Below are 24,336 nucleotides of genomic sequence, written 5' to 3' on the forward strand. Positions count from 1 at the left end.
GGCAATGATTTTCGCCGTGCCAACTTAACGGCTCAATGAAGTCATGTCTTATCGATTAGGAATAAACTGAATTTTGTCCCAAAAAAAGAAAAAGGCCGCGCAAGCGGCCTTTTTTGATGTCACGTCACTCACCCTTTCGGGCTGGCGTTTTCTACCCGGCTTTTCAGCTTCTGCCCCGGACGGAAAGTCACCACGCGGCGCGCCGTAATCGGAATGTCTTCGCCGGTCTTCGGGTTACGCCCCGGACGTTGGTTCTTGTCACGCAGATCAAAGTTGCCAAAACCCGACAGTTTTACCTGTTCGCCATTCTCAAGGGCCCGACGGACCTCTTCAAAGAACAGTTCCACCAGGTCTTTGGCGTCCCGTTTGCTAAGCCCAAGCTTCTCAAACAGGTGTTCTGACATTTCAGCTTTAGTAAGCGCCATAGGTTCAATCCCTCAAGGATGCTTGGAATCGCTGTTTTAGAGCCTCTACGCATTTTGCAACGGTAGCGGCTATCTCCTCTTCTTCCAGTGTACGAGCGGTATCCTGCAATACCAGACTGATAGCCAGGCTCTTGTCACCTTCTGCCACGCCCTTGCCACGGTACACGTCAAACAAGTTTACGCCAACTACCTGATTTGCGCCAACTTTCTTACACTCGGCCAAAATATCTTCTGCGGGGACGTTTTCAGCCACCACAATGGCGATATCACGGCGGTTTGCCGGGAAGCGCGAAATCTCCCGCGCCTGAGGCACGGCGCGGCTCGCAAGCTTGTTCCACTCCAGTTCAAACACCACAGTGCGGCCGTTAAGATCCAGTTTACGTTCAAGTTCCGGGTGAACCACACCGATGAAACCAACGCGTTCGCCGTGCAAATAAATCGCCGCACTTTGCCCTGGATGCAGGGCCGGATTGGCTTCCGCCCGGAACTGAATTTCGGATAATTTACCGGTCAGCTCGAGGACAGACTCCAGATCCCCTTTTAAATCATAGAAGTCGACAGGCTTGCGCGCCAGATCCCAATGTTCATCGTGCGTATGGCCGGCGATCACGCCCGCCAGCATGACGTCCTGACGGATACCCAGATCTGCCGCACTATCAGGCACAAAGCGCAGGCCGCTTTCGAACAGGCGTAGGCGCGTCTGCTGACGGTTCTGGTTATACACCACCGCAGACAGCAGGCCGGTCCACAGCGACAGACGCATCGCCGACATTTCGACCGAAATCGGGCTCGGCAGGATCAGCGCTTCTTCATTCGGGTGCAGCAGCGCCTGCACTTTCGGATCGACGAAGCTGTAGGTGATCGCTTCCTGATAACCGTGATCGACCAGCATGGTCTTCACGCGCTTGAGCGTCAGATCGGCTTCGCGATGCTGGGTCATCACCAAATCGGCGCGCACCGGTACATCCGGAATGTTGTCGTAGCCGTAAACGCGCGCCACTTCTTCCACCAGATCCTCTTCAATCTCCATATCGAAACGCCAGCTCGGCGCGACCGCTTGCCAGCTGTCGCCCTGTTCGGTCACCTGGCAACCCAGGCGGCGCAGAATGTCGCTGACCTGCTCGCTCGGCACCACGTGGCCGATCAGGCGATCCAGCTTCTCGCGGCGCAGCGTGATGGTGGCGCGTTTCGGCAGTTCATTCTCGTGAGTCACGTCGATAATCGGGCCTGCCTGGCCGCCGCAGATGTCGAGCAGCAGGCGCGTGGCGCGCTCCATGGCTTTGTACTGCAGCGCCGGATCGACGCCGCGCTCATAGCGGTGAGAAGCATCGGTGTGCAGGCCGTGACGGCGCGCGCGACCGGTGATCGACAGCGGGCTGAAGAAAGCGCACTCCAGCAGCACGTCCTGGGTTTCGCCGTTGACGCCGGAATGCTCGCCGCCGAAGATGCCGCCCATCGCCAATGCTTTTTGATGATCGGCGATCACTAAGGTGTCGGCGTTCAGTTTGGCTTCGTTGCCGTCCAGCAGCGTCAAGGTTTCCCCTTCTTCCGCCATGCGCACCACGATGCCGCCGTCGATGCGACTCAGATCGAAAGCGTGCATCGGCTGGCCAAGTTCCAACAGCACATAGTTGGTGACGTCGACGACGGCATCGATAGAACGGATACCGCAACGACGCAGTTTTTCACGCATCCACAGCGGGCTTAACGCCTTGACGTCGATGCCTTTCACCACGCGGCCCAGATAACGCGGGCACGCCTGCGGCGCGTCAACGCGGATCGGCAGCGTGGCGTCAATCGTCGCGGGCACCGGGCTCATGTCCGGCTCGGTCAGCGCAACCTGGTTCAGTACGCCCACGTCACGCGCGACGCCGATGATGCCCAGGCAGTCGGCGCGGTTCGGGGTGACGCTGATCTCGATGGTGTTGTCGTTCAGTTTCAGATAGTCACGGATGTCGGTGCCGATCGGCGCATCCAGCGGCAGCTCGATAATGCCGTCATGATCGTCAGAAATGCCCAGTTCGGAGAACGAACACAGCATGCCTTCCGAAGGTTCGCCGCGCAGTTTGGCGGCCTTGATTTTGAAATCGCCCGGCAGCACCGCGCCCACGGTGGCGACCGCCACTTTCAGGCCGGTGCGGCAGTTCGGCGCGCCGCAGACGATGTCGAGCAAGCGATCGCCGCCCACGTTAACTTTAGTGACACGCAGTTTATCGGCGTTCGGGTGCTGACCGCACTCGACAACCTCACCCACCACGACGCCGTTAAACGCGCCGGCAACCGGATCCACGCCGTCCACTTCCAAACCGGCCATGGTGATTTGATCGGATAATGCTTCGCTGCTGATGGCCGGGTTTACCCACTCGCGCAACCAGAGTTCACTGAATTTCATGTGATATTCCCGCCTTACTTAAACTGTTTGAGGAAACGCAGATCGTTTTCGAAGAATGCGCGCAGGTCGGTGACGCCGTAACGCAGCATCGTCAGGCGCTCCATGCCCATACCGAAGGCGAAGCCGGAGTAAACTTCCGGATCGATGCCCACGTTGCGCAGTACGTTCGGATGCACCATGCCGCAGCCCAGCACTTCCAGCCATTTACCGTTTTTGCCCATCACGTCCACTTCGGCGGACGGCTCGGTGAACGGGAAGTAGGACGGACGGAAACGAACCTGCAGGTCTTCTTCAAAGAAGTTATTCAGGAAATCGTGCAGCGTGCCCTTCAGGTTGGTGAAGCTGATGTCTTTATCAACGATCAGCCCTTCCATCTGGTGGAACATCGGGGTGTGAGTCTGATCGTAGTCGTTACGATAAACGCGGCCCGGCGCAATGATGCGGATCGGCGGCTGCTGGTTCTTCATGGTGCGGATCTGCACGCCGGAGGTCTGAGTGCGCAGCAGGCGCGTGGCGTCGAACCAGAAAGTATCGTGGTCGGCGCGCGCCGGGTGATGCCCTGGAATGTTCAGCGCGTCGAAGTTATGGTAATCGTCTTCAATCTCCGGGCCGGTAGCGACGGAGAAGCCCAGCTCGCCGAAGAAGGTTTCGATGCGGTCGATGGTGCGGGTCACCGGGTGCAGGCCGCCGTTTTCCATGCGACGGCCCGGCAGGGAGACGTCGATGGTTTCAGCCGCCAGGCGCGCGTTCAGCGCGGCGCTTTCCAGCGCGTTCTTGCGCGCGTTCAGGGCGTCTTGCACCTCTTGCTTGGCCTGGTTGATCACCGCGCCGGCCGCCGGGCGGTCTTCCGCCGGTACGTCGCGCAGAGACTGCATCTGCAAGGTGAAATGACCTTTCTTGCCAAAATATTCGACGCGTACCAAATCTAACGCGGCAACATCCTGGGCATCTTCTACGGCTGCCTTGGCACTGGCAACCAGCTCTGCGAGATGTGGCATTGCTTTCCTCTTCCTCTGGCCGGGATGGCCCTAAGTAATTGTTATCTATTATTCGAACACGCCTTTGAGCAATCTTCAAAGACTTTTCAATGCGTTGTCGGCCGGATGGCTCACCTGCGCGGCACAGGGCCGGCTGAGTACCCGCCGTTCTCACCGCAACGCTTTGCAAGGCGGGACGATGGCCAAAAACAAAAAAGCCTCCACGAGGGAGGCTTAGGCGCTACTTTTCGTTTCTTTTCTTACGCGCAAAGCCTCCTGAAGTCAGGCGCTAAAGTAAAAAAAGAAACGAAAAATAGCTGCGTGCATGATTGCGGTACCTTGTCGATGATTGTCCACCAGTGATATAGCGGCGGGCAATGAAAGTCAATATTTGTCGCTGAAAACAAAGATTAAAAGAGGGAGCAAGCTCCCTCTTCTACTGACTTACGCCAGAGCTGCTTTCGCTTTCTCAACCAGTGCGCCGAAGGCCACTTTGTCGAAGACTGCGATGTCAGCCAGGATCTTACGGTCAATTTCGATCGAGGCTTTTTTCAGGCCGTTGATGAACTTGCTGTAAGACAGACCGTTCTGACGAGCAGCTGCGTTGATACGTGCAATCCACAGCTGACGGAACTGACGCTTACGTTGACGACGGTCACGGTAAGCATACTGACCTGCTTTGATTACTGCCTGGAAGGCAACACGATATACGCGCGAACGGGCACCGTAGTAACCTTTCGCCTGCTTCATGATTTTCTTGTGACGTGCGCGTGCAATTACACCACGTTTTACGCGAGCCATATGCTCTCTCCTAAAGTCTTATTCTAAATTCAAAAAAAATGGCTTATGCGTACGGCAGGCACGCGGTAACCAGGACCAGATCGTTTTTAGACACCATGCCTTTCGGACGCAGGTGACGTTTACGCTTGGTTGCTTTTTTGGTCAGAATATGACGCAGGTTGGCATGTTTACGCTTAAAACCACCGCTGCCGGTTTTTTTGAAGCGCTTGGCTGCACCACGTACAGTTTTAATCTTTGGCATTTTAATTAAATCCACTTCGCATTGTTAAACAACGAATCAGTTGGGCGAATAAAACCCACACAGCGCAAGCGCCGCGCGGGTTCCATTACTTGTAAGCCTTACTGTTTCTTCTTAGGAGCGAGCACCATAATCATCTGGCGGCCTTCGATCTTCGTAGGGAAGGACTCGACCACTGCCAGATCCATATCTTCACACAGGTCTTTACGGACGCGGTTAAGCACTTCCATGCCGATCTGCTGGTGCGCCATCTCACGCCCGCGGAAACGCAGGGTGATTTTGGCTTTATCGCCATCTTCCAGAAAGCGAATCAGGTTGCGTAGTTTGACCTGATAGTCGCCATCATCGGTGCCAGGACGGAATTTGATTTCCTTAACCTGGATAACTTTTTGCTTCTTCTTCTGTTCTTTCGTCGACTTGCTCTTCTCGTAGAGGAATTTGCCGTAATCCATGATTCGGCAAACTGGCGGTTCGGCATTTGGGCTGATTTCTACTAAATCAACGCCCGCTTCCTCAGCTTTTTCAAGAGCTTCATTCAGACTGACAATACCAATCTGCTCGCCATCGACGCCGGTTAGGCGAACTTCTTGCGCGCGAATTTCTCTGTTAATGCGATTAGGACGCGCCGGTTGAACTCGTTTTCCGCCTTTAATACTTTATTCCTCCAGTTGATGAAGACTACGGCTGCGAATCTCTTTCAGCAGCTTGTCTACGACTTCGTTTACGTCCAGGCTTCCCAAGTCTTTGCCACGGCGGGTACGAACGGCAACTTTGCCTGCTTCGACCTCTTTGTCACCGCACACCAACATGTAAGGGACTCGACGTAAAGTATGTTCGCGAATTTTAAAGCCAATCTTCTCATTTCTCAAGTCCGCTTTCACGCGAATACCTGCATCCTGCAGTTTTTTGGTCAATTGCTGGACGTAATCAGACTGGCTGTCGGTGATATTCATCACCACCACCTGCACCGGAGCGATCCAGGTCGGGTAGAACCCGGCATATTCTTCGGTAAGGATACCGATGAAGCGTTCCATGGAGCCCAAAATGGCGCGGTGAATCATTACCGGCACGACGCGATCGTTGTTTTCGCCAACGTACGATGCGCCCAAACGGCCCGGCAAGAAGAAATCGAGCTGCACGGTACCACATTGCCATGCGCGATCCAAACAATCATGCAGGGTAAATTCAATTTTCGGTCCGTAGAAGGCGCCCTCGCCCGGCTGGTACTCGAACGGAATGCCGTTCTCGGTCAGCGCGGCGGCCAGGTCTTCTTCCGCACGGGTCCACATGTCGTCGGTGCCGATGCGTTTTTCCGGGCGCGTGGACAGCTTGACGGCGATCTTGTCGAAGCCGAAAGTGCCGTACACGTCATAGACCATGCGAATGCATTCGTTCACTTCGGCGCGCACCTGCTCTTCGGTACAGAAGATGTGGGCGTCATCCTGCGTGAAGCCGCGCACGCGCATCAGGCCGTGCAGGGAACCCGAAGGCTCGTTGCGGTGGCAGCTGCCGAATTCGCCCATGCGCAGCGGCAAATCGCGGTACGACTTCAGGCCCTGGTTGAAGATCTGCACGTGACCCGGGCAGTTCATCGGCTTGATGCAGTATTCGCGGTTTTCCGACGCGGTGGTGAACATGGCGTCTTTGTAGTTTTCCCAGTGGCCGGTTTTTTCCCACAGCACGCGGTCCATCATGAACGGACCTTTCACTTCCTGGTACTGGTACTCTTTGAGCTTCATGCGCACGAAGGCTTCCAGCTCGCGGAAGATAGTCCAACCGTCGTTGTGCCAGAACACCATGCCCGGCGCTTCTTCCTGCATATGATACAGGTCGAGCTGTTTGCCGATCTTGCGGTGATCGCGCTTGGCCGCTTCTTCCAGGCGTTGCAGGTAGGCGTTCAGCTGCTTCTTGTCTGCCCAGGCGGTACCGTAGATACGCTGCAGCATTTTGTTTTTGCTGTCGCCGCGCCAGTAAGCGCCGGAGGTTTTCTGCAGTTTGAAATGGTGGCAGAAACGCATGTTCGGCACGTGCGGACCGCGGCACATGTCGACGTATTCTTCGTGGTGATACAGGCCCGGACGATCGTCATGGCTGATGTTCTCATCCAGGATCGCCACTTTATAGATTTCGCCGCGCTCAGCGAAGGTGTCGCGGGCTTCTTGCCAGCTGACCTTCTTCTTGATGACGTCGTAATCCTTATCGGCCAACTCGTGCATCCGCTTTTCCAGCAGATCCAGGTCTTCCTGCGTCAGGGTGCGGTCGATATCCACGTCATAATAGAAACCGTTGTCGATCACCGGACCGATCGCCATTTTGGTATCCGGCCACAGCTGCTTGATCGCATGACCCAGCAGGTGCGCACAGGAGTGGCGCATGATTTCCAGACCGTCTTCGTCTTTGATGGTGATGATGGCCAGCTGCGCATCTGATTCGATCAGATCGCCGGCGTCGACCAGCTCGCCGTTGACACGGCCGGCGATACAGGCTTTCGCCAGGCCAGGGCCGATATCGCGCGCGACATCCATCGGGGAAACGGGGTGATCGAAATGACGCTGACTTCCGTCAGGAAGGGTAATAACAGGCATTAATAATTCCTTATCTACAGTGGTGACCCACACGACAGATCACATGCAGTACGAAAATTGGATTTTGGGTTTGGTCAGCCAGGTTTCAGATCTCGCCCACAATTGCCAGATTGAAACCTCACTGGGTATACAGAATGGAACGCATACCTTCTCAGCCGCATTCGGCTAAGCGAATAGTATCACTAAAATTGTTCCGGATAAATAAAGCGCCGCCGCCCTCACGCTTTCGCTCTATCCGGCGCAAACACGCCTTTCAGGTAGCTAAGGGTGGCCAGCAGGCACAGGCCGTAGCCCAGCAGTTCGCATCCCTCTTCCACCATGTTTTTCACCACCCGGTTGTAACCGTCCAGCATCAGCGTTTGCCACAGCGCGCTCATGCCGAACAGGCGTGAAAACACCAGGATGCACAGCAGGCCGGCGCACATCATGCCGTAGCCGGGGTGCGACACGATATAGACCAGGCCGCGCGCCGTAGCCGCAATATGCCTTGCGGCATGCCACAGACAGGCCAAGGCGACCGCCAGCGCGAACCACACCCAGGCGCCGTGCCACAACGCATCGAAAGCGAAGTCCATCTCGCGGATCAGCATGCAGAGAAAGAAGCCGCCAACCAGCAGCCAGGCGGAACGACGCTCGGCCTGTCGCCGAGCCGCGGCGAAGAAACCGCCGGAGATGGCAAGCAGCAACAGCTCCTGCGCCGCTTCGGTCAACGAGGTTTCATGCACGAAGTTATGCAGCCAGTGCACATCGATAAACACCAGGCCGACCAATGCCCCCATGAAGGCGGCGGAAAGCGCGAATGCGCCGATTTTCCCCAGTAAAATATGCAGTTCTTGTTTCATAATCACACTCATTATTATTTACAGCGCATCTATGGTATCCACCTGTTCTCAGGGATCGTGGCAATTGATGCCTAATGCCCTGCGCCGCGCGAAAGGTGGTCGTTAATTACGCCGAAACAATAAAAAACCCCGGCACCTGGGCCGGGGTGAGGCCAGTCTTTCCTGGCAGTCACTTCATCGTCGTCAGTATTCCAGGCTCTCATCCCTATATCATCGAGACGCGCAAAGGAGCCTGAAGATTACGCCTGCGCAGGTGATACCGCGATACGGCGGACATTGGTGTTAACGCCCCACAAGCCGGCCAACGCACTGACCACTGCGCCAATCAACAGCGCAAAGAACGACCACAATGCGGCCCGCGACAATTCGTCCGCAGCAGCGGCAGCCTGCTCGCGCGCCTTCTGTTTCAGCTCCACATACTCCTGTTTTGCCTGATTGATTTTTGCTTCGGCGTCATCCAAACGCTGATTAACCAGCTGGGCAGTTTTATTTTTGGCTTCGACCAAATTCTTCACCGTCTGGTCCACTTCCTGCGGCGTCATATCGGTATTTTCCGCCAAGGCCTTTTTCAGGGCGTCTTGATCCACATCTTGCGAGATGGCCTCACCCTGTTTTTTAAGCTTGGCGACCAGTTGATTAATAATGGCGTCGCTATTGTCAGGCTGAAGTGCCAGAGCTTTTACTGCGTCCGCCAAATCAGTTTTGGCCGCATTCAACTGCTGTTGCATGAATTCAGGCTGTAATGACGGGATACCGCTTTTTTTAAGCGCCGTAACCACATCGCCTTGCAACTGTTCAGGTTCCAAGGTTGTGTCAATGCCCAACTTGTCAAACACTTTACCGCCGGCGTCCGCCAATCCGGATGCCCCTTTGCCAATCGCTGAACCGGCGCCGGAGAGCAAGCTGCCGGAGGTCGAAGCGATAGCGCCCAGCGCATTGCCGGTCGCCTTCACGGCAGACCCGACCAGCATCCCCCCCAGCACCGCCGCCACAATCAGTGAGGTCGCCCATACCAGGAAGCCATGAATAAGTCCGTCATTAGCAGCCAAACGCCCGGCAATAAAAGCGCCGGCGGCCAAACTAATAATGATTGAAACAGCGGACCAAATCACTACGGTGGTACCGGCGCCGTTTATCGGATCGTCTGATGTCGGATCCACGATGGAGAATCCAAGACTGGTGCCTAACGTCGACAGCAACAGTGAAACAGCCAATACGGTGATCACGCCGCCGATGACGCTGCCCCAGGAGATTTTTTTCGCCGCTACCCATTCTTTTGCCACTTCCATAGTAAAACTCCTTTTAAGTTTTCGATTATAAAGAAATGCCAGAAAGCCTTACCATTATAGACTCGCTTCATCAATCAGGCGGTTAAAGGGTGAAAACAGTTAAAAATAATTAATGATAATGACTTCAGACGTGCGTTTACTTTCAGCGGCGCTACGCTGACAGACCGCCTTAGCGTCACTATTCTTACGCTATCCACCAATGAACAAGGTCTTAGCGCACAACATGAACCGGTTACTCGCAGCCCTCATCGTGGCGTGCGCGGCATTGGCGACGTTATATGGGCTGGTGCATTTTGGCGCACGTTCGGTGCCGCGCGCGATTGGGGTCAACGAGGCGCCGCTGGGGTGTGAGGATGAACCTGAGCTCGCCGGCGAGTGCGGCGATGACGATGAGGCTCCCGCCGACGAATTTCGCCGGCTGGCGACGCTGAACGCCCGGGCCGACGGTTAATTAACGTTACGAGCTATCCCCATTGCCGCCAGGCGTACGGCAGGCTAGGCTGTTCAGCTCATGGGCCGCCGTTTGGCGGCTTGAACGTTGCACAGGGAGTCTATCTTATGACGGGTATTTTGCAGTTATTCCAGGCCATCGGACTGGGTTTGGTGCTGCTGTTGCCGCTGGCCAACCCGCTGACCACGGTGGCGTTGCTGCTCGGGTTGTCCGGCAATATGACGCGCGAAGAGCGTAATCAGCAGTCGCTGATGGCCTCGGTTTATGTGTTCTGCATCATGACGGTGGCGTTTTACGCCGGGCAGGTGGTGATGAACACCTTCGGCATTTCGATCCCCGGCCTGCGCATCGCCGGCGGCCTGATCGTCGCCTTCATCGGTTTTCGCATGCTGTTCCCGCAGCAGAGCCCCGAAGACGCGCCGGAGGTGGAGAGCAAGTCGCACGAGCTGCGCCACAAGACGTCGGCCAACATCGCCTTCGTGCCACTGGCCATGCCGAGCACCGCCGGGCCGGGCACCATCGCGATGATCATCAGCTCGGCGTCGAGCGTCAAAGCGAATTCGCTGGGCTTTGAACCCTGGGTGTTGGCCGTGGCGCCGGTGGCCATCTTCCTGACGGTCGCGGTGATCCTGTGGGCCTGCCTGCTCAGTTCCGGCGCCATCATGCGGTTGGTGGGAAAAAGCGGCATCGAGGCGATCTCGCGCCTGATGGGTTTCCTGCTGGTGTGCATGGGCGTTCAGTTCATCATCAACGGCGTGCTGGAGATCATCTCCACCTATACACCGACCGCCGCCTGACCATGAAAAACGGGCGCGACATCGCGCCCGTTGCCGTTATTTCCCCGCCGGCGCCTGCGCGCCCAAAATGCCCTTGCCTTCCGGCACTTCGGTAAAGCGACTGAGGATCTCGCTGTAGGTCTTGGCCGGATCCAAATCCGGGAACTGCGCCGGATAGATAAACTTCGCCAGATACTCCAACCCGACGATGTTGTACGGGTGGTTGTAGAAGTTATGGTAGATGCCGTAGAACCGCCCTTCCTTCACCGCCGACACCTGCGAGAACCCCGGGCGCTGCTTCATGCGGTTGAAGGCCTCATCCACCTGCTGCTGCGTCACGCCATAGCCGAACGGCACCGCGGCGTTGGTCTTGCTGGCCCACTGCGAGCCGGAAACGATGTAGGCATCCGGTTTCATGCTGATCACTTTTTCCAGCGCCACGTCGCCGGTCGCGCCCGGCAGCAGCGCAGAACCGATGTTGCGCGCGCCGACCGCTTCGACCAACGCGCCCCAGCCGACGTGCGCATGGGTGAAGCAGCAGGATTCCAGTCCGTTCAGGCCGGCCTTGGCTTCGAAGAACACCAACGGTTTGGGTGCCACCGCCTGCGTTTTGGCCAGAATGGCCTGATAATGCTGCTGATAATAATCGGTATATTGCTTGGCTTCGCTTTCGCGGTTGAGGGTTTCCCCCAGCAGCGTCACGCTTTTCGGCGTGTTTTCCACCGGCTTGAGCATGGTATCGATAAACAACACCGGCACGTTCAGCGCCTTCAGCTTATCCAGCACGCCGGTTTGGCTCAGCGAAGGTTTGGAGCGCAGCTGGGCGATCATCAGATCGGGGCGCTTGGCGATCACGCTCTCCAGATTCACTTCACCCTTGTCGCTGAAGCCCATATCGATGATGTTTTTCGCCGCCGGCCATTTGCTCTGCAAGATTTCCCAGGTCGCCGCGTCGCTTTTCTTCAGCAGGTTATTCCAGGCCACCAGCCGGCCGAACGGGTTGGCGCGATCGAGCAGCGCCAGCGTGAGAATGTCGCGCCCGTCCTGCACCACGATGCGTTTCGGCTCCTGCGGGAGGGTGACCGTCTGGCCGGAGGTGTCGGTCAGGGTCAACGGATAGGTAGTGGCCATCGCCGGAGAGGCGAGTAAGGCGGCGCAAACCAGCGCCGGCAAAGTGATTCGACGGTGCACGAAAGACTCCTTAGTCATGAATACATTCAGGAAATACTAATGAGAATGGCTTGCATTATCAAAGATAACGCCCGGCATGCCGGCGATTAATTGCAAAGGGATGTGTAAAGGAAGGATAAGAGGCGCGCCGGAGCCGGCGCGCCCAGGGGATCACATCAGGCCGTAGATCAGCGCCGAGAGCGCGATCAGCCCCATCACCAGCACGAAGACGTTGCTCGCCGCGCGATATTGGCGCATGGCCGGCACCGCACGCACGGCGTACATCGGCAGGATGAACAGGATCGCCGCAATCAGCGGGCCGCTGATGGTTTCAATGATGTGCAGCGCGCTGGGGTTCCACACCGTCGCCGCCCAGGTCAGCAGGAACAGCGCCACCGCCGAGATTCGGTGCGTCATACGCGAGCTGAGCGGTTTGCCGACCGCGCGCGTAACGCCGTCGATCAGGCTGGTCGCCCCTTCCGTCACCCCCAGCGAGGTGCCGAGATAGGATTTAGCCATTGCCAGCATCGCCATCACCGGGCCGAGATAGGCGATCAGCGGGTTGGAAAACTTGTTGGCCAGGGTGGTCAGCACCGTGATGTTCTGATCTTTGGCCTGCTGCATGTCTTCATGGGACAGGCTCAGCACGCAGCTGAACACGAAGAACAGCACGGTAACGCAGATCAGCACATAGCTGTAGCGCATGATGCGCGCGCAGCGGCGTTCCGCCTTGTCGCCATACAGGCTCTTCTGCGTCGAGGCGAAGGAGGAGATGATTGGCGCATGGCTGAAGGAGAACACCATCACCGGCACCGCCAGCCACAGCGAATGCCACAGCCCCGGCGTGTCGAAGCGGGTGGCGGCCAGGCCATTAACGAAGTTGGCGGTATTCCAGCTCGGCATCAGGTACAGCGAAATGCCCATCAGGAACACCAGCAGCGGGAACACCAGCATGCCCATTGCCGCCACGATGCTGTCTTTGCCGCGCAGCAGCACCAGATTGAGCACCACCACCACCGCCAGGCTCAGCCAGATGCGCGGCAGCGGCGCCACGTGGAACTGATGGATCAGGAAGCTGTCCAGCGCGTTAGTGATCGAAATGCTGTACACCAGCACGATCGGGAAGAACGCCATCAGATACAGCACCATGATGATTTTGCCGGCCAGCACGCCGAAGTGTTCCACCACCACATCGTGAATGTTGCCGTCGCGGCTGGAGCCGGAAAGCACGAAGCGGCTGAGCGCGCGGTGCGGCAAATAGGTCAGCGGGAAAGCGAACAGCGCCATCAACAGCAGCACCAGCGGGCCGTTCAGGCCGGCGTTGATCGGCAAGAACAACGTACCTGCGCCCACCGCAGTCGCATAGAGACCGAACATCCAGACGGTGTCGGTTTTGTTCCATTTGGCAGGCTGAGCGGCCGTCAGCGTGCCTGAATCGGGAGAAATCGTACTCATGAGACAGTCTACCTTAATCTGCGGCGCCAACGATTGCGCCTAACGGGATATCCTTCTCCGCGAATTTTTTAATAGTAATCAGTGAATTAAAGCGATATTTCATACTTACGCCTGATGAAAGGACGGCAAAGGATAATGAAAAATCCGCTGCGGGTCTATGTTTTATCGGCCGAACGAACGATTTGCGAACAGGAAATGCTGAAAAAAACGGCGCAGGCAGGAAAAACTAAGGGCCCCTTGCGGAGCCCTTAAGCGGTTTACTTCTTCGCGTCCGGATGGTCCGGCACCTCGGCGCTGCCCATCTCCTTCTCATCGCGGATCATCGAGCGGTCTTTACGCACGTCGGCCACGTCGGAGGCGCTCACCGGTTTGGCGCTGTTGCCCCAGCTGGAGCGGATGAAGTTCACCACGTCCGCCACCTGCTGATCGTTCAAACGCCAGCCAAACGGCGGCATGGTGATGTTGGACACCGCGCCCTGCACCGCCGGCGTGGTGTTGCCGGTCAGCACGATATGGATCAGCGAAGTCGCGTCCTCGGTCTGCACCACCGGATTGCCCTTCAGCGACGGGAAGGCGCGCTTGTAGCCCACGCCGTCGGTACGGTGGCAGGCCGCGCAGTTATCAACATACAGGGCCGCGCCGGGCTTGCTGTCATTCCCGCGCCACAGATCCTTGGCCACGCTGTCTTCGACCGGCGCCGCCTGCTGCTTGCCGTCTTTCGGCGGCAGCGATTTCAGGTAGCGCGCGATGGCGGTCAGATCGTCGTCGCTCAGGTATTGCAGGCTGTGCTCCACGACGTCGCTCATGCCGCCGAACACGATGGCTTTGTCGTTACGGCCGGTTTTCAGGAACTCGGTCAGCTCGGCTTCGCTCCAGCTGCCCAGGCCGTCCTTGCGATCGCCGCGCAGGCTGGAAGCCACCCACCCGTCGATCGGCGCGTTACTCCCGGACAGGTAGTCGTCGCTTTCGCTGTTGCTCAACGCTTTCTCCTGCATGGTGATGCTGCGCGGGGTATGGCAGGCGCCGCAGTGGCCCAGGCCTTCCACCAGGTAGCGACCGCGCTCAATCACCGGATCGGCCTTGGCGTCGGCGACAAAATCCGCCGGCGACGGCGCAAACATGCCGCGCCAGATGCTCAGCGGCCAGCGCATCGACAGCGGCCACGGGATGTCGGAGTCCTTGTTGGCCTGCTCCACCGGCTGCACGCCGTGCATGAAATAGGCATACATGGCGCGCATGTCGTCCTCTTTCACCAGCGCGAACGACGGGTACGGCATCGCCGGGTACAGGGTGCTGCCGTTTTTGGCTACGCCCTTACGCACCGCGTTGTCGAAATCCTCGAAGCTGTAATCGCCGATGCCGGTTTTCTTGTCCGGCGTAATGTTGGTCGAGTAGATAGTGCCGATCGGCGTCTCCATCGCCAGGCCGCCGGCGAAGGTCTTGCCGTTCTTGCCATCGGTATGGCAGGCCACGCAGTCACCGGCGCGCGCCAGGTACTCGCCGCGCTTGATCAGCTCGCTGCTGACGGTGGCGTCCTGCGCCCAAACGGAGAAACTCACTGCACTGAGAACCAGTGCCGGTACAAATGCTTTCATCGTTCGCCGTCCTTATGCCTGCACCAATGGGCCTGGGTTTTTCAGATACTGCTCGCGAATGGCGCGGGCAGACCAATAAGCCAGCGCCGCCACGGTGCCGGTCGGGTTGTAGCCCAGCCCTTGCGGGAAGGCCGATGCGCCGATCGAGAACACGTTATGCACATCCCAGCTCTGCAGATAGCGGTTGACCGCGCTGGTCTTCGGATCTTCCCCCATCACCGCACCGCCGTTCATGTGGGTGGTCTGGTAGCTGGTGGTATCGAAGTGGCTGTTGGCGTTTTTCGGGCTGCCGGCGATCAGTTTCGGGTTCATCGCCTTGGCGATCGGCGCCATCTTGTCGTACATGAACTGCGCCATCTTGATGTCGTTTTCCTGCCAGTCGAACGTCATGCGCAGCAGCGGCTGGCCGAACACGTTCTTGTAGTTGGGATCGAGATCCAGATAGTTGTTGCGGTACGACTGGTGCGCGCCGTGGGCATCCATCGAGACGTGGTGGGTGTAGGCATCCGCCACCGCCGCTTTCCACTTGCTGCCCCAGGCCGGGGTACCCGGCGGGGTCGGCAGGCCGGAGATCGGCTTGGTGCCCGCCTGGTTGACCCAGAACGGCGAACCGCCGACGAAGCCTTCTTTGGCGTGATCGAAGTTGTCGGCGTTGAAGTCATCCACGCCCACGCCGTTGCCGCCGGCGCCGATGAACGGGTTGGTGAAGACGTCTTTATCAAAGAACGCCTTGATGGTGGTCATGTTCTGGTAGGCGAAGTTGCGCCCGACCACGCCTTCGCCGGTCACCGGATCGTAAGGCTTGCCGATGCCGGACAGCAGCATCAGGTGCACGTTGTGGAACTGGAACGCGCCCAGGATCACCAGGTCGGCCGGCTGTTCAATCTCACGGCCCTGCGCATCGACGTAGTTCACGCCGGTGGCGCGGGACTTGTCATCAGTCAGGTTGACCTTCAGCACGTTGGCGTTGGTGCGCAGCTCGAAGCGTTTCTCCATGCGCAGCGCCGGCAAGATGTTGACGTTCGGCGAGGCTTTGGAATACATGTAGCAGGCGTAGCCGCTGCAGAAACCGCAGAAGTTGCACGGACCCATCTGCGCGCCGTACGGGTTGGTGTAAGAGTCCGAGGTGTTGGCGGACGGCAGGTTGTAAGGGTGGTAACCCACCTCCAGCGCCGCTTTCTCGAACAGCTGGGCGGAGTAGGTGTTTTTCTGCGCCGGCAGCGGGAAGTCGTCGGAGCGATCCGGCGCAAAGCGGTTGCCGCCCTTCTGCGCCACTTTCTGCCCTTTGATGGTCCAGGCGGTGCCGGAGGTGCCGAACACTTTCTCCGCTTTGTCGAAGAACGGTTCCAGCTCGTCGTAGGTCACGCCGAAGTCCTGGATGGTCATGTCCTTCGGAATGAAGTTTTTGCCGTAGCGCTCTTCATAATGGCTGCGCATGCGCAGTTCGATCGGATCGACGCGGAAATGCACGCCCGACCAGTGCAGACCGGCGCCGCCGACGCCGGTGCCCGGCAGGAACGCCGCCAGCTGGCGATAAGGCACCGCGGTCTGGCTGCTGTTGTGGCGAATGGTGACGGTGCTTTTCGACAGATCCTGGAACAGCTTGCGTCGAATGTTATAGGTCAGCTCGTCGATCACCTGCGGATAAGAACCGTCCGGGTAGGTGTCGCGCATCGGGCCGCGCTCCAGCGCCACCACGTTGAGGCCGGCCTCGGTCAGCTCTTTGGCCATGATCGCGCCCACCCAGCCGAAGCCGACGATCACCGCGTCTACTTTTTTCATTACCGTTGCCATGGTTAGCCCCTCTCCCCACGAATCGAGACCGGCGGGAAGGGATAACGCTCCCCTCGCTCAACCCAGTCCATAAAATCGGCGCGCGCGCCCGGAAAATTAATCAGCTTCCAGCCAACCATGTCTTTGTTGCCGCCATGGATCGGATCGCTGAAGAAACCTTCACGGGTGTTTTGCAGCAGATAGGAGAAGAACAGTTTCGACGGCAGTTGCTGGAACTCCGCCTCGCCGGACTCGAACTTTTGCAGCAGGGCGTCTTGCTGCGCGCCATCCAGTTCGGCGAAAGGCTTGCCGGCGGTTTTCTTGCTGTAGGCGTCGGCGTCATGGATGCCGAGGTTGTAGATTTGCTTGGGCACCAGCGGCAGCTGGTAGCCCATCTCCTTCGGCACATCGGGGTTGAACGGCCCCTGCATGTACCAGATGGAACCGGTGGCGTACGGCGTGTTCATCTGGCGATCGATAAACTCCGGCACGCCGGCTTCCAGCGCGCCAGGGCCGCGTTCGTCGGCCGGGATCAGGCGCGCGACGGCGGCCTTGATGAAGGCCCACTCTTCCGGGGTGAAAAAGGTCGGTTGGTAATCGTTCTGCGTTGAAGTGTTCGAGGCAGCGACCGCTGGTGCTGGGGCCGTCAGCGCGCCAACGCCGCTGCCACCAATTACCGCCGCAGGAATTAAGGTCATCGATTTCAACAAGAAATCGCGCCGCGAATTGTTGGTTTTATGATTCGACATGTCACATTCCATCCAAAGATAGTCACAACTATTTAACCGCAACCTTGCGATCGATACGGGTTTTTAAAATAATTTGTTACTTATTTGTCTATTTATTGAAGGTCAGAATGCGAGCAAAAGCAAAAATGTTACCGGTAACTTATTGAATGAACGTAAAGATTTATCTGCTAACGTAAATTTAACTTTTTGTGCGGTTTTTCTGATAAGCGATGAGGAAATAACGAAAAATGAGAGGCGGGTCGCGCTAAAAACTGACGCCGAAAACAAAATCGGCCGCGTTCGGCGGCCGATTCAAAGGATGGGATTATTGCGACATCGCCTGATAAGCGGTGGTCACTTTCCATAAATAGCGCGGCGCCTGCGGTGCCGGGTGCTTTTTCTGGATGTGCTGATAAAACTCATCCGGACTCATCTGATTGATGCGATTAACCGCCACGCGCTTGTCCGAGGAGAAAGTGCGCAACATGGCGCCCGCCCCGTTCACATACGAAACGATGGTGGCGTAACGCAAAGTCTGTGGGTTGTTGATCCCGGCTAGCTGCTGGCTTTGAAGAATATTGATATAGGCCGTTCCCAGATCAATATTGACCGCCGGATCCTTCAGCTCACGCGAGCTGGGTTGCCCGCTTCGTCCTTTCATGCGATAGGCGTCGCGGCCGGCGGTAGAAGCCTTCAGCTGCATCAATCCCACTGCGTTCGAGGTGCTGACCACGTTCGGGTTAAACCCGGACTCCACCTGAATAATCGCTTTAATCAGCGTTTCGTCGACGCCGTAGTTGCTGGCGGCCTGACGAATGTAATCGTTATAAGCAACCGGGGTGCCTGTGCGGTTTACCGGTGCCTGCGGAGGGGGTTTTAACCAACCGCCGCGCGTTGTGCCACTGCCTGAAATATTGCTCGCCGTTTGCGGGTCTTTGGCGCACCCCGACAAAAGCAAAATTGCCGTAAGGCAACCTATTTTTGTTTTCACAGAATCCCTCACTCCTTTCAATGAGTTGCGTAGCATATACAACTTGTAAGGACACCTGCAGTAATTTTTTGGACTAATCTCAAGCTATCCATATACCAAGAGGTGATTTATGAGTCAATCTGCAACAAGCTGCTTTGTGGTGACTTTTCGCTATCAGGAAGCGGGACTGACCGACCTGGCCAAGCTGACCGGGCAATTGACCCGTGAAGGTTTTGTCACGTCGGTGACAGACGAAAATGGCGTTCATCATGAGCTCGGCAGCAACAGTTTTGCGTTCATAACCGTTCTGGATCAAGAGGATGTGCAGCGACTTGCGCAGGGGTTCGGGCAGTTGGCGTTGGGAAAACAGCCGGAGGTGGCGATCTGCACCTGTAAGGACTACCTTCAGCGGTTACATACTGATACATAAAATGCTATAACTCCCCGGACGGAATTATTTTTCAGTTGGAGAAATAGCCCCGCCGGCGGTGGGCAAGTGACGCTTGACTTCGCTTCAATTGATATTGATAATCATTTTCATTTGAACCAGGAGACGTCATCATGCCATTGATAACTTGCGCTTTTCGTCGCAGTCGCCCTCCCCGCGCTGCCGCACTGTTACGCCCCTTCACGCTCGCCTGTTTGCTGCTCGGCGCCGCTCTGGTCAGCCAACCCGCGCTGGCGGAAAAAAAGCTGCGCGTGGTGACCACTTTCACCATCATTCAGGATATCGCCCAGAACGTGGCGGGTGACGCCGCCGTCGTGGAATCCATCACCAAACCGGGCGCCGAGATCCACGATTACCAGCCCACCCCGCGCGATATCGTCAAAGCGCAGCACGCCGACCTGATCCTGTGGAACGGCATGAACCTGGAACGCTGGTTCCAGCGCTTCTTCGAGAACATCAAGCAGGTGCCGGCGGCGGTCGTGACCGAAGGCATCACCCCGCTGCCGATCCGTGAAGGGCCCTATAACGGCAACCCGAACCCGCATGCCTGGATGTCACCGAGCAACGCGCTGGTATATATCGAAAACATCCGTAAAGCGCTGGTGGCGCACGATCCGGCCAATGCGGAAACCTACAACCGCAACGCCAAGGCCTACGCAGAGAAAATCGGCGCGCTGGACGCTCCGCTGCGCGAACGCCTGGCGCGCATTCCGGCCGCGCAGCGTTGGCTGGTGACCAGTGAAGGCGCCTTCAGCTACCTGGCGCAGGACTATCAGCTGAAAGAAGTCTATCTGTGGCCGATCAACGCCGATGAGCAAGGCTCGCCGCAACAGGTCCGCCGGGTGATCGACGCGGTGCGCGCCCACCATATTCCGGTGGTGTTCAGCGAGAGCACCATTTCCGACAAGCCGGCCAGGCAGGTGGCGAAAGAGACCGGCGCCAAATACGGCGGCGTGTTGTACGTGGACTCGCTGTCCACCCGCGATGGCCCGGTGCCGACCTATATCGATCTGCTTAACACCACCGTGCAAACCATCGCCAAAGGATTCGATCAATGACCCATGAGCTGTTTGTCCGCCCTGAATTGAGCGTGGACGACGTCACCGTGACCTACAACAACGGGCACACCGCCATTCATAACGCCAGTTTTACCCTGAGCGGCGGTTCTATCTGCGCGCTGGTGGGCGTTAACGGCAGCGGTAAATCGACGCTGTTCAAAAGCATCATGGGGCTGGTCAAGCCCACCAGCGGCCGGGTGTCGCTGAGCGACAAACCGGTGGCGGACGCGCTGAAAAAGAACCTGATCGCCTACGTGCCGCAAACCGAAGACGTCGACTGGAACTTCCCGGTGCTGGTGGAAGACGTGGTGATGATGGGCCGCTACGGCAAGATGAATTTCCTGCGCATTCCGTCGCGCGAGGATCGCTTGCGGGTCGACAAGGCGCTGGAGCGCGTCGGCCTCAGCGAGCTGCGCGGCCGGCAGATCGGCGAACTCTCCGGCGGTCAGAAGAAGCGCGTGTTTCTGGCGCGCGCCCTGGCGCAGCAGGGCACGGTGCTGCTGCTGGATGAGCCTTTCACCGGCGTGGATGTGAAAACCGAGAATGCCATTATCGATCTGCTGCGCTCGCTGCGCGACGAGGGGCATTTAATCCTGGTTTCCACCCATAACCTCGGCAGCGTGCCGGAGTTCTGCGATCGGGTGATCCTCATCAACCGCACGGTGTTAGCCGCCGGCCCGACCGAAACCACCTTCACCCAGAGTAATCTGGAGCTGGCGTTCGGCGGCGTGCTGCGCCATATCAACCTCTCCGGCCCGGATCTGCACGACGACAACGATCCGCGCACCGTCACGGTGTTGACCGACGATGAACGCCCGGCGGTGTTCTATGGCCACACCAAGAGCGATCCGCCTGCCAACAGTCAGGCCAGGGAGAAACAATCCTGATGCTGGACCTTCTGCTGCAACCTTTCAGTTATAACTACATGGTGAAGGCCATCTGGGTCAGCGCCATCGTCGGCGCCGCCTGCGCGTTTCTGTCCGCCTACCTGATGCTGAAAGGGTGGTCGCTGATGGGCGATGCGCTGTCGCACTCGGTGGTGCCCGGCGTGGCCGGCGCCTATGCCCTCGGCCTGCCCTACGCCGCCGGCGCCTTCTTCACCGGCATGCTGGCGGCGCTGGCGATGACGCTGGTGCGCCACATCACCCGGCTGCGCGAAGACGCCATCATCGGCTTTATCTTCTCCACCTTCTTTGCCGTCGGCCTGCTGATCGTGTCGCTCAACCCCACCTCGGTCAACGTACAGTCGATCATCTTCGGCAATATCCTCGGCATCGCCGACGAAGACGTGCTGCAGGTGGAAATCATCATCGGCGTTTCGCTGCTGATCCTGTGCCTGGTGTGGAAAGATCTGCTGGCGGTGTTCTTTGACGAAAGCCACGCGGTGTCGATCGGCCTGTCGCCGCTGAAGCTGAAGATCCTGTTCTTCACCCTGCTCAGCGCCTGCACCGTCGCCGCACTGCAAACCGTCGGCGCCATTTTGGTGATCGCCATGGTGATCACGCCGGGCGCCACCGCCTATCTGCTGACCGACCGCTTCAGCCGGCTGGTGATCATCGCCATCATCATCGGCGCATTGACCAGCGGCATCGGCGCCTACCTGAGTTTCTTCCTCGACGGCGCCACCGGCGGGGTGATCGTCACCCTGCAAACGCTGGTGTTCCTGGCGGCGTTCTGCTTCGCGCCGAAACACGGCCTGCTGGCGGCAAAACGTCGCGTAGCACAGTCACCAACCGGAGGCCGCTGATGGACACGCTCTACCAACTGCTCAGCGAACCCTTCGCCTACCCGTTCATGCAGCGGGCGATCGTCGCCGCCATCGTCACCGGCGTGGTATGCGCCGTGCTCTCCTGCTATCTGGTGCTCAAGGGCTGGTCGCTGATGGGCGACGCCATCTCGCACGCCGTCTTGCCCGGCATCGTAGTGGCGTTCGTCATCGGCATTCCGCTGGCGATCGGCGCCTTCCTCTCCGGCATCTTCTGCGCGGTGGCCACCGGCTACCTGAAAGAGAACAGCCGGGTGAAAGAAGACACGGTGATGGGCATCGTTTTCTCCGGCATGTTCGCCTTCGGCCTGGTGCTGTTCTCGCGCATCGACACCGACCAGCACCTGAGCCACATTCTGTTCGGCAACATGCTGGGCATCACCGACGGCGAGCTGAAGCAAACCCTGCTGATCGCCGGCTTCACCCTGGCGGTGGTGTTGCTCAAGCGCAAAGACTTCATGCTGTACTGTTTCGACCCGCACCACGCCCGAGTGATTGGCCTGCCGGTCAAGCTGCTGCACTACGGGCTGCTGTGTCTGCTGGCGATGACCATCGTCGCCTCGCTGCAGGCTGTGGGGGTGATCCTGGTGATCGCCATGCTGATCGCCCCCGGCATCATCGCCTTTATGCTGTGCCGCCGCTTCGATCGCATGCTGATGGTGGCGACGGTGGTGTCGGTGTTCTCTTGCGTGCTCGGCACGCTGATCAGTTTCCACATCGACGGCGCAACCGGGCCCTGCATCGTCATTGTACAGGCCGTGCTGTTCGTTATCGCCTTACTGTACGGTAAACTGCGTCCGTTACAGCGTAACCAAACCGCCCTGGGCGACAGTTAAACGCCCTCCTCTGATGCGGCGGCGCTCTCCGCCGCATCCTGTTTCCTCTGCCCCCTTATCCGTTGTCATCAAGTTGCAACCGGTATTGCGCTTAAATTAATCAATAGGGTATATACTGTGAGCTGGCGGGATGCTGAAAAAATCGCCGCCTTTGACGCCGGCTGTGCGCCGCGTCGTGTTTTCACCACGGGAAAGACGCTAACCTAATGAATTATCAGGCAGCACAGAGGGGGAAATACCATGTGGCAAGCCGTTAGCCGTCTGTTAAGTGAACATCTTGGCAGCGCAGAGATACGCGAAAGGATTGAACTGCCCGGGGGCGACATTCACCCGGCGTGGCGCGTGAGTTACGGTGACAACGAGGTGTTCGTGAAATGCGACGCCCGTGAACAACTGCCGATATTCACCGCCGAGGCCGATCAGCTGGCGCTGCTGGCGCGCAGCAAAAGCGTGCGGGTGCCGGAAGTGTACGGCGTCGGCAGCGATCGCGACTACAGCTTCCTGCTGCTGGAGTATCAGCAGTTGAAACCCCTCGACGCCCATGGCGCCTACTGCCTGGGGCAACAACTGGCGCATCTGCACCAGTGGAGCGAGCAACCGCAGTTCGGTCTCGACTTCGACAGCGATCTGACCACCACCCCGCAACCCAACGCCTGGCAACGCCGCTGGTCGGAATTCTTCGCCGAGCAGCGCATCGGCTGGCAGCTGCAGCTGGCGGCGGAAAAAGGCATGACCTTCGGCGACATCGACGACATCGTCGATCGGGTGTATCTGCGCTTGCAGCACCACCAGCCGCAGCCTTCCCTGCTGCACGGCAACCTGTGGCCGGGCAACTGCGCGATGACCGCCAACGGGCCGATACTGTTCGATCCGGCCAGCTACTGGGGCGACAGAGAGTGCGATTTGGCGATGCTGCCGCTGTATCCGGAGCTGCCGCCGCAGATCTACGACGGCTATCAGAGCGTGTGGCCGCTGGGGGCCGGATTTATCGAACGCCAGCCGCTGTATCAGCTGTACTACCTGCTCAACCGCAGCAATCTGTTCGGCGGCCAGCATTTGGTGGCTGCCCAACGCGCGGTGGAGGCGCTGTTGCAGCCCGAAGCGTCATAACGTTCCGGGGCGCCGAGCGGCGCCCCGTTCATGGTTCAGGCCGCGCCGGCCAACTGCCCCAACAGGCGGATCACGAACCAGGCGATCACCGCAATCACGATCGGCAGGATGTACAGCGGGAAGTACTGCAGGAAGATGGTGTGGTGCGGCAGCGTAATGCGCTCCTCAAGCTGTTGGCGCGTGTGCCCTTCGCTGCCCTTGGCCTGCTCCAGGATCATCTGGTCTTCCAACCCTTCGCGGATGAACTTGACCTGACGCGACATGCGCGCGCCGGAAGCCTGCAGCGCCAGCCCGACGAAGATCAGAATATAGATGATGATGAACATCAGATTGGCGCCGCTGAACAGGCTTTTATCCACGTCGGGCACCGGTGAGTTGTACCAGAAAAGGTTCAGGAACGGCGTGTTGAAACGCACCATGTCCACCATCACGTGGACGAAATCCAGCATCACCGCGTTGATGCCCTTGGTTTTTTCACTGTGCTGATAGATAAAACCCAGCACGGAAATCAGCGTCGACAGCAACGCCGGGATAAAAACCACCCATCCGAGAATGCGTTTCAAAATGGCGAGACGCCCGGCCTGTTGATACGTCATGTGTTCCCCTTGTTAGCGACGTAACCGAATCGGCTAAGTCTACCTGCTGTTGGCGA

The 24,336-nt window shown here is 58.1% G+C and carries 25 protein-coding genes and 1 other annotated feature; of the genes, 8 read left to right on the forward strand and 17 right to left on the reverse strand.

What is annotated here, in order from left to right; translation table 11 throughout:
- Positions 1-128: 128 nt before the first annotated feature.
- The 10 genes from ihfA to ACJ8J1_RS08680 form a co-directional block, all read right to left on the reverse strand.
- The gene (gene ihfA / locus ACJ8J1_RS08635; protein WP_004931414.1) at positions 129-425 is read right to left on the reverse strand and encodes an integration host factor subunit alpha; all 297 of its coding nucleotides are present in this window, start codon (positions 423-425) and stop codon (positions 129-131) included.
- 4 nt (positions 426-429) lie between these two features.
- Positions 430-2,817 carry a phenylalanine--tRNA ligase subunit beta gene (gene pheT, locus ACJ8J1_RS08640; RefSeq protein WP_089196984.1) on the reverse strand — a complete coding sequence of 796 codons (2,388 nt, stop codon included), beginning with the start codon at positions 2,815-2,817 and terminating at the stop codon, positions 430-432.
- 14 nt (positions 2,818-2,831) lie between these two features.
- A complete protein-coding gene (pheS, locus tag ACJ8J1_RS08645) occupies positions 2,832-3,815 on the reverse strand; it encodes a phenylalanine--tRNA ligase subunit alpha (RefSeq protein WP_043143373.1) in 984 nt (327 codons plus the stop codon).
- 187 nt (positions 3,816-4,002) lie between these two features.
- Positions 4,003-4,125, reverse strand: a sequence feature (Phe leader region).
- Positions 4,077-4,121: a pheST operon leader peptide PheM gene (gene pheM / locus ACJ8J1_RS08650; RefSeq protein WP_121626058.1), complete on the reverse strand. Its 45-nt coding sequence runs from the start codon at positions 4,119-4,121 to the stop codon at positions 4,077-4,079. (Overlaps the previous feature by 45 nt.)
- A gap of 113 nt (positions 4,126-4,238) precedes the next feature.
- Positions 4,239-4,595, reverse strand: coding sequence for a 50S ribosomal protein L20 (rplT, locus tag ACJ8J1_RS08655; protein ID WP_004931417.1), 357 nt, complete (start codon positions 4,593-4,595; stop codon positions 4,239-4,241).
- Between the two features lie 43 nt (positions 4,596-4,638).
- The gene (gene rpmI / locus ACJ8J1_RS08660) at positions 4,639-4,836 is read right to left on the reverse strand and encodes a 50S ribosomal protein L35 (RefSeq protein WP_004931418.1); all 198 of its coding nucleotides are present in this window, start codon (positions 4,834-4,836) and stop codon (positions 4,639-4,641) included.
- A 98-nt stretch (positions 4,837-4,934) separates the two neighbouring features.
- A complete protein-coding gene (gene infC / locus ACJ8J1_RS08665; protein WP_048233542.1) occupies positions 4,935-5,486 on the reverse strand; it encodes a translation initiation factor IF-3 in 552 nt (183 codons plus the stop codon).
- A gap of 3 nt (positions 5,487-5,489) precedes the next feature.
- Positions 5,490-7,418 carry a threonine--tRNA ligase gene (gene thrS / locus ACJ8J1_RS08670; protein WP_025159696.1) on the reverse strand — a complete coding sequence of 643 codons (1,929 nt, stop codon included), beginning with the start codon at positions 7,416-7,418 and terminating at the stop codon, positions 5,490-5,492.
- A gap of 218 nt (positions 7,419-7,636) precedes the next feature.
- The gene (locus ACJ8J1_RS08675; protein WP_103682015.1) at positions 7,637-8,260 is read right to left on the reverse strand and encodes a hypothetical protein; all 624 of its coding nucleotides are present in this window, start codon (positions 8,258-8,260) and stop codon (positions 7,637-7,639) included.
- 239 nt (positions 8,261-8,499) lie between these two features.
- Positions 8,500-9,549 (reverse strand): YrzE family protein, encoded by a 1,050-nt coding sequence (locus ACJ8J1_RS08680; RefSeq protein ID WP_033642876.1) that lies wholly within the window; start codon positions 9,547-9,549, stop codon positions 8,500-8,502.
- Between the two features lie 223 nt (positions 9,550-9,772).
- On the opposite strand from ACJ8J1_RS08680, the gene ACJ8J1_RS08685 reads away from it, so the two are divergent.
- Complete coding sequence (locus ACJ8J1_RS08685; RefSeq protein WP_033642875.1) at positions 9,773-10,000, forward strand: hypothetical protein; 228 nt, start codon at positions 9,773-9,775, stop codon at positions 9,998-10,000.
- A gap of 107 nt (positions 10,001-10,107) precedes the next feature.
- A complete protein-coding gene (locus tag ACJ8J1_RS08690) occupies positions 10,108-10,797 on the forward strand; it encodes a MarC family NAAT transporter (protein ID WP_033642874.1) in 690 nt (229 codons plus the stop codon).
- A gap of 36 nt (positions 10,798-10,833) precedes the next feature.
- Here the strand turns inward: ACJ8J1_RS08690 and ACJ8J1_RS08695 are convergent, their stop codons facing one another.
- The 6 genes from ACJ8J1_RS08695 to ACJ8J1_RS08720 form a co-directional block, all read right to left on the reverse strand.
- Positions 10,834-11,967, reverse strand: coding sequence for an ABC transporter substrate-binding protein (locus ACJ8J1_RS08695; protein ID WP_033642872.1), 1,134 nt, complete (start codon positions 11,965-11,967; stop codon positions 10,834-10,836).
- 150 nt (positions 11,968-12,117) lie between these two features.
- Entirely contained in the window at positions 12,118-13,401 is a 1,284-nt protein-coding gene (locus ACJ8J1_RS08700) for a serine/threonine protein kinase (RefSeq protein WP_033642871.1), read from the reverse strand.
- 257 nt (positions 13,402-13,658) lie between these two features.
- Positions 13,659-14,996, reverse strand: a complete 1,338-nt coding sequence (locus tag ACJ8J1_RS08705; protein WP_033642870.1) for a c-type cytochrome — start codon at positions 14,994-14,996, stop codon at positions 13,659-13,661.
- Between the two features lie 12 nt (positions 14,997-15,008).
- Complete coding sequence (locus ACJ8J1_RS08710; RefSeq protein ID WP_004931432.1) at positions 15,009-16,790, reverse strand: GMC family oxidoreductase; 1,782 nt, start codon at positions 16,788-16,790, stop codon at positions 15,009-15,011.
- A gap of 2 nt (positions 16,791-16,792) precedes the next feature.
- A complete protein-coding gene (locus ACJ8J1_RS08715; RefSeq protein WP_033642869.1) occupies positions 16,793-17,518 on the reverse strand; it encodes a gluconate 2-dehydrogenase subunit 3 family protein in 726 nt (241 codons plus the stop codon).
- Positions 17,519-17,822: 304 nt separating this feature from the next.
- A complete protein-coding gene (locus tag ACJ8J1_RS08720; protein WP_004931439.1) occupies positions 17,823-18,488 on the reverse strand; it encodes a transglycosylase SLT domain-containing protein in 666 nt (221 codons plus the stop codon).
- Positions 18,489-18,597: 109 nt separating this feature from the next.
- Between ACJ8J1_RS08720 and ghoS the strand changes: the two genes are divergently transcribed.
- The 6 genes from ghoS (at position 18,598) to ACJ8J1_RS08750 (ending at position 23,684) form a co-directional block, all read left to right on the forward strand.
- Positions 18,598-18,897 carry a type V toxin-antitoxin system endoribonuclease antitoxin GhoS gene (gene ghoS, locus ACJ8J1_RS08725; protein WP_033642868.1) on the forward strand — a complete coding sequence of 100 codons (300 nt, stop codon included), beginning with the start codon at positions 18,598-18,600 and terminating at the stop codon, positions 18,895-18,897.
- Between the two features lie 131 nt (positions 18,898-19,028).
- Complete coding sequence (locus ACJ8J1_RS08730) at positions 19,029-19,973, forward strand: metal ABC transporter substrate-binding protein (protein WP_033642867.1); 945 nt, start codon at positions 19,029-19,031, stop codon at positions 19,971-19,973.
- Positions 19,970-20,860: a manganese/iron ABC transporter ATP-binding protein gene (locus ACJ8J1_RS08735; protein WP_033642866.1), complete on the forward strand. Its 891-nt coding sequence runs from the start codon at positions 19,970-19,972 to the stop codon at positions 20,858-20,860. The genes ACJ8J1_RS08730 and ACJ8J1_RS08735 overlap by 4 nt, the downstream gene beginning before the upstream one ends.
- Positions 20,860-21,720, forward strand: a complete 861-nt coding sequence (yfeC, locus tag ACJ8J1_RS08740; RefSeq protein WP_016927980.1) for an iron/manganese ABC transporter permease subunit YfeC — start codon at positions 20,860-20,862, stop codon at positions 21,718-21,720. Before ACJ8J1_RS08735 ends, yfeC begins: the two co-directional genes overlap by 1 nt.
- Positions 21,720-22,574: a metal ABC transporter permease gene (locus ACJ8J1_RS08745; protein ID WP_033642865.1), complete on the forward strand. Its 855-nt coding sequence runs from the start codon at positions 21,720-21,722 to the stop codon at positions 22,572-22,574. The genes yfeC and ACJ8J1_RS08745 overlap by 1 nt, the downstream gene beginning before the upstream one ends.
- A 240-nt stretch (positions 22,575-22,814) precedes the next feature.
- Positions 22,815-23,684 carry a fructosamine kinase family protein gene (locus tag ACJ8J1_RS08750; RefSeq protein ID WP_033642864.1) on the forward strand — a complete coding sequence of 290 codons (870 nt, stop codon included), beginning with the start codon at positions 22,815-22,817 and terminating at the stop codon, positions 23,682-23,684.
- Between the two features lie 35 nt (positions 23,685-23,719).
- Here ACJ8J1_RS08750 and ACJ8J1_RS08755 read toward each other — a convergent pair whose 3' ends face one another.
- The gene (locus ACJ8J1_RS08755) at positions 23,720-24,280 is read right to left on the reverse strand and encodes a YniB family protein (RefSeq protein ID WP_025302601.1); all 561 of its coding nucleotides are present in this window, start codon (positions 24,278-24,280) and stop codon (positions 23,720-23,722) included.
- Positions 24,281-24,336: the final 56 nt, after the last annotated feature.

It is taken from the genome of Serratia sp. CY37869, assembly GCF_052168895.1.
Lineage (GTDB): Bacteria > Pseudomonadota > Gammaproteobacteria > Enterobacterales > Enterobacteriaceae > Serratia > Serratia ureilytica.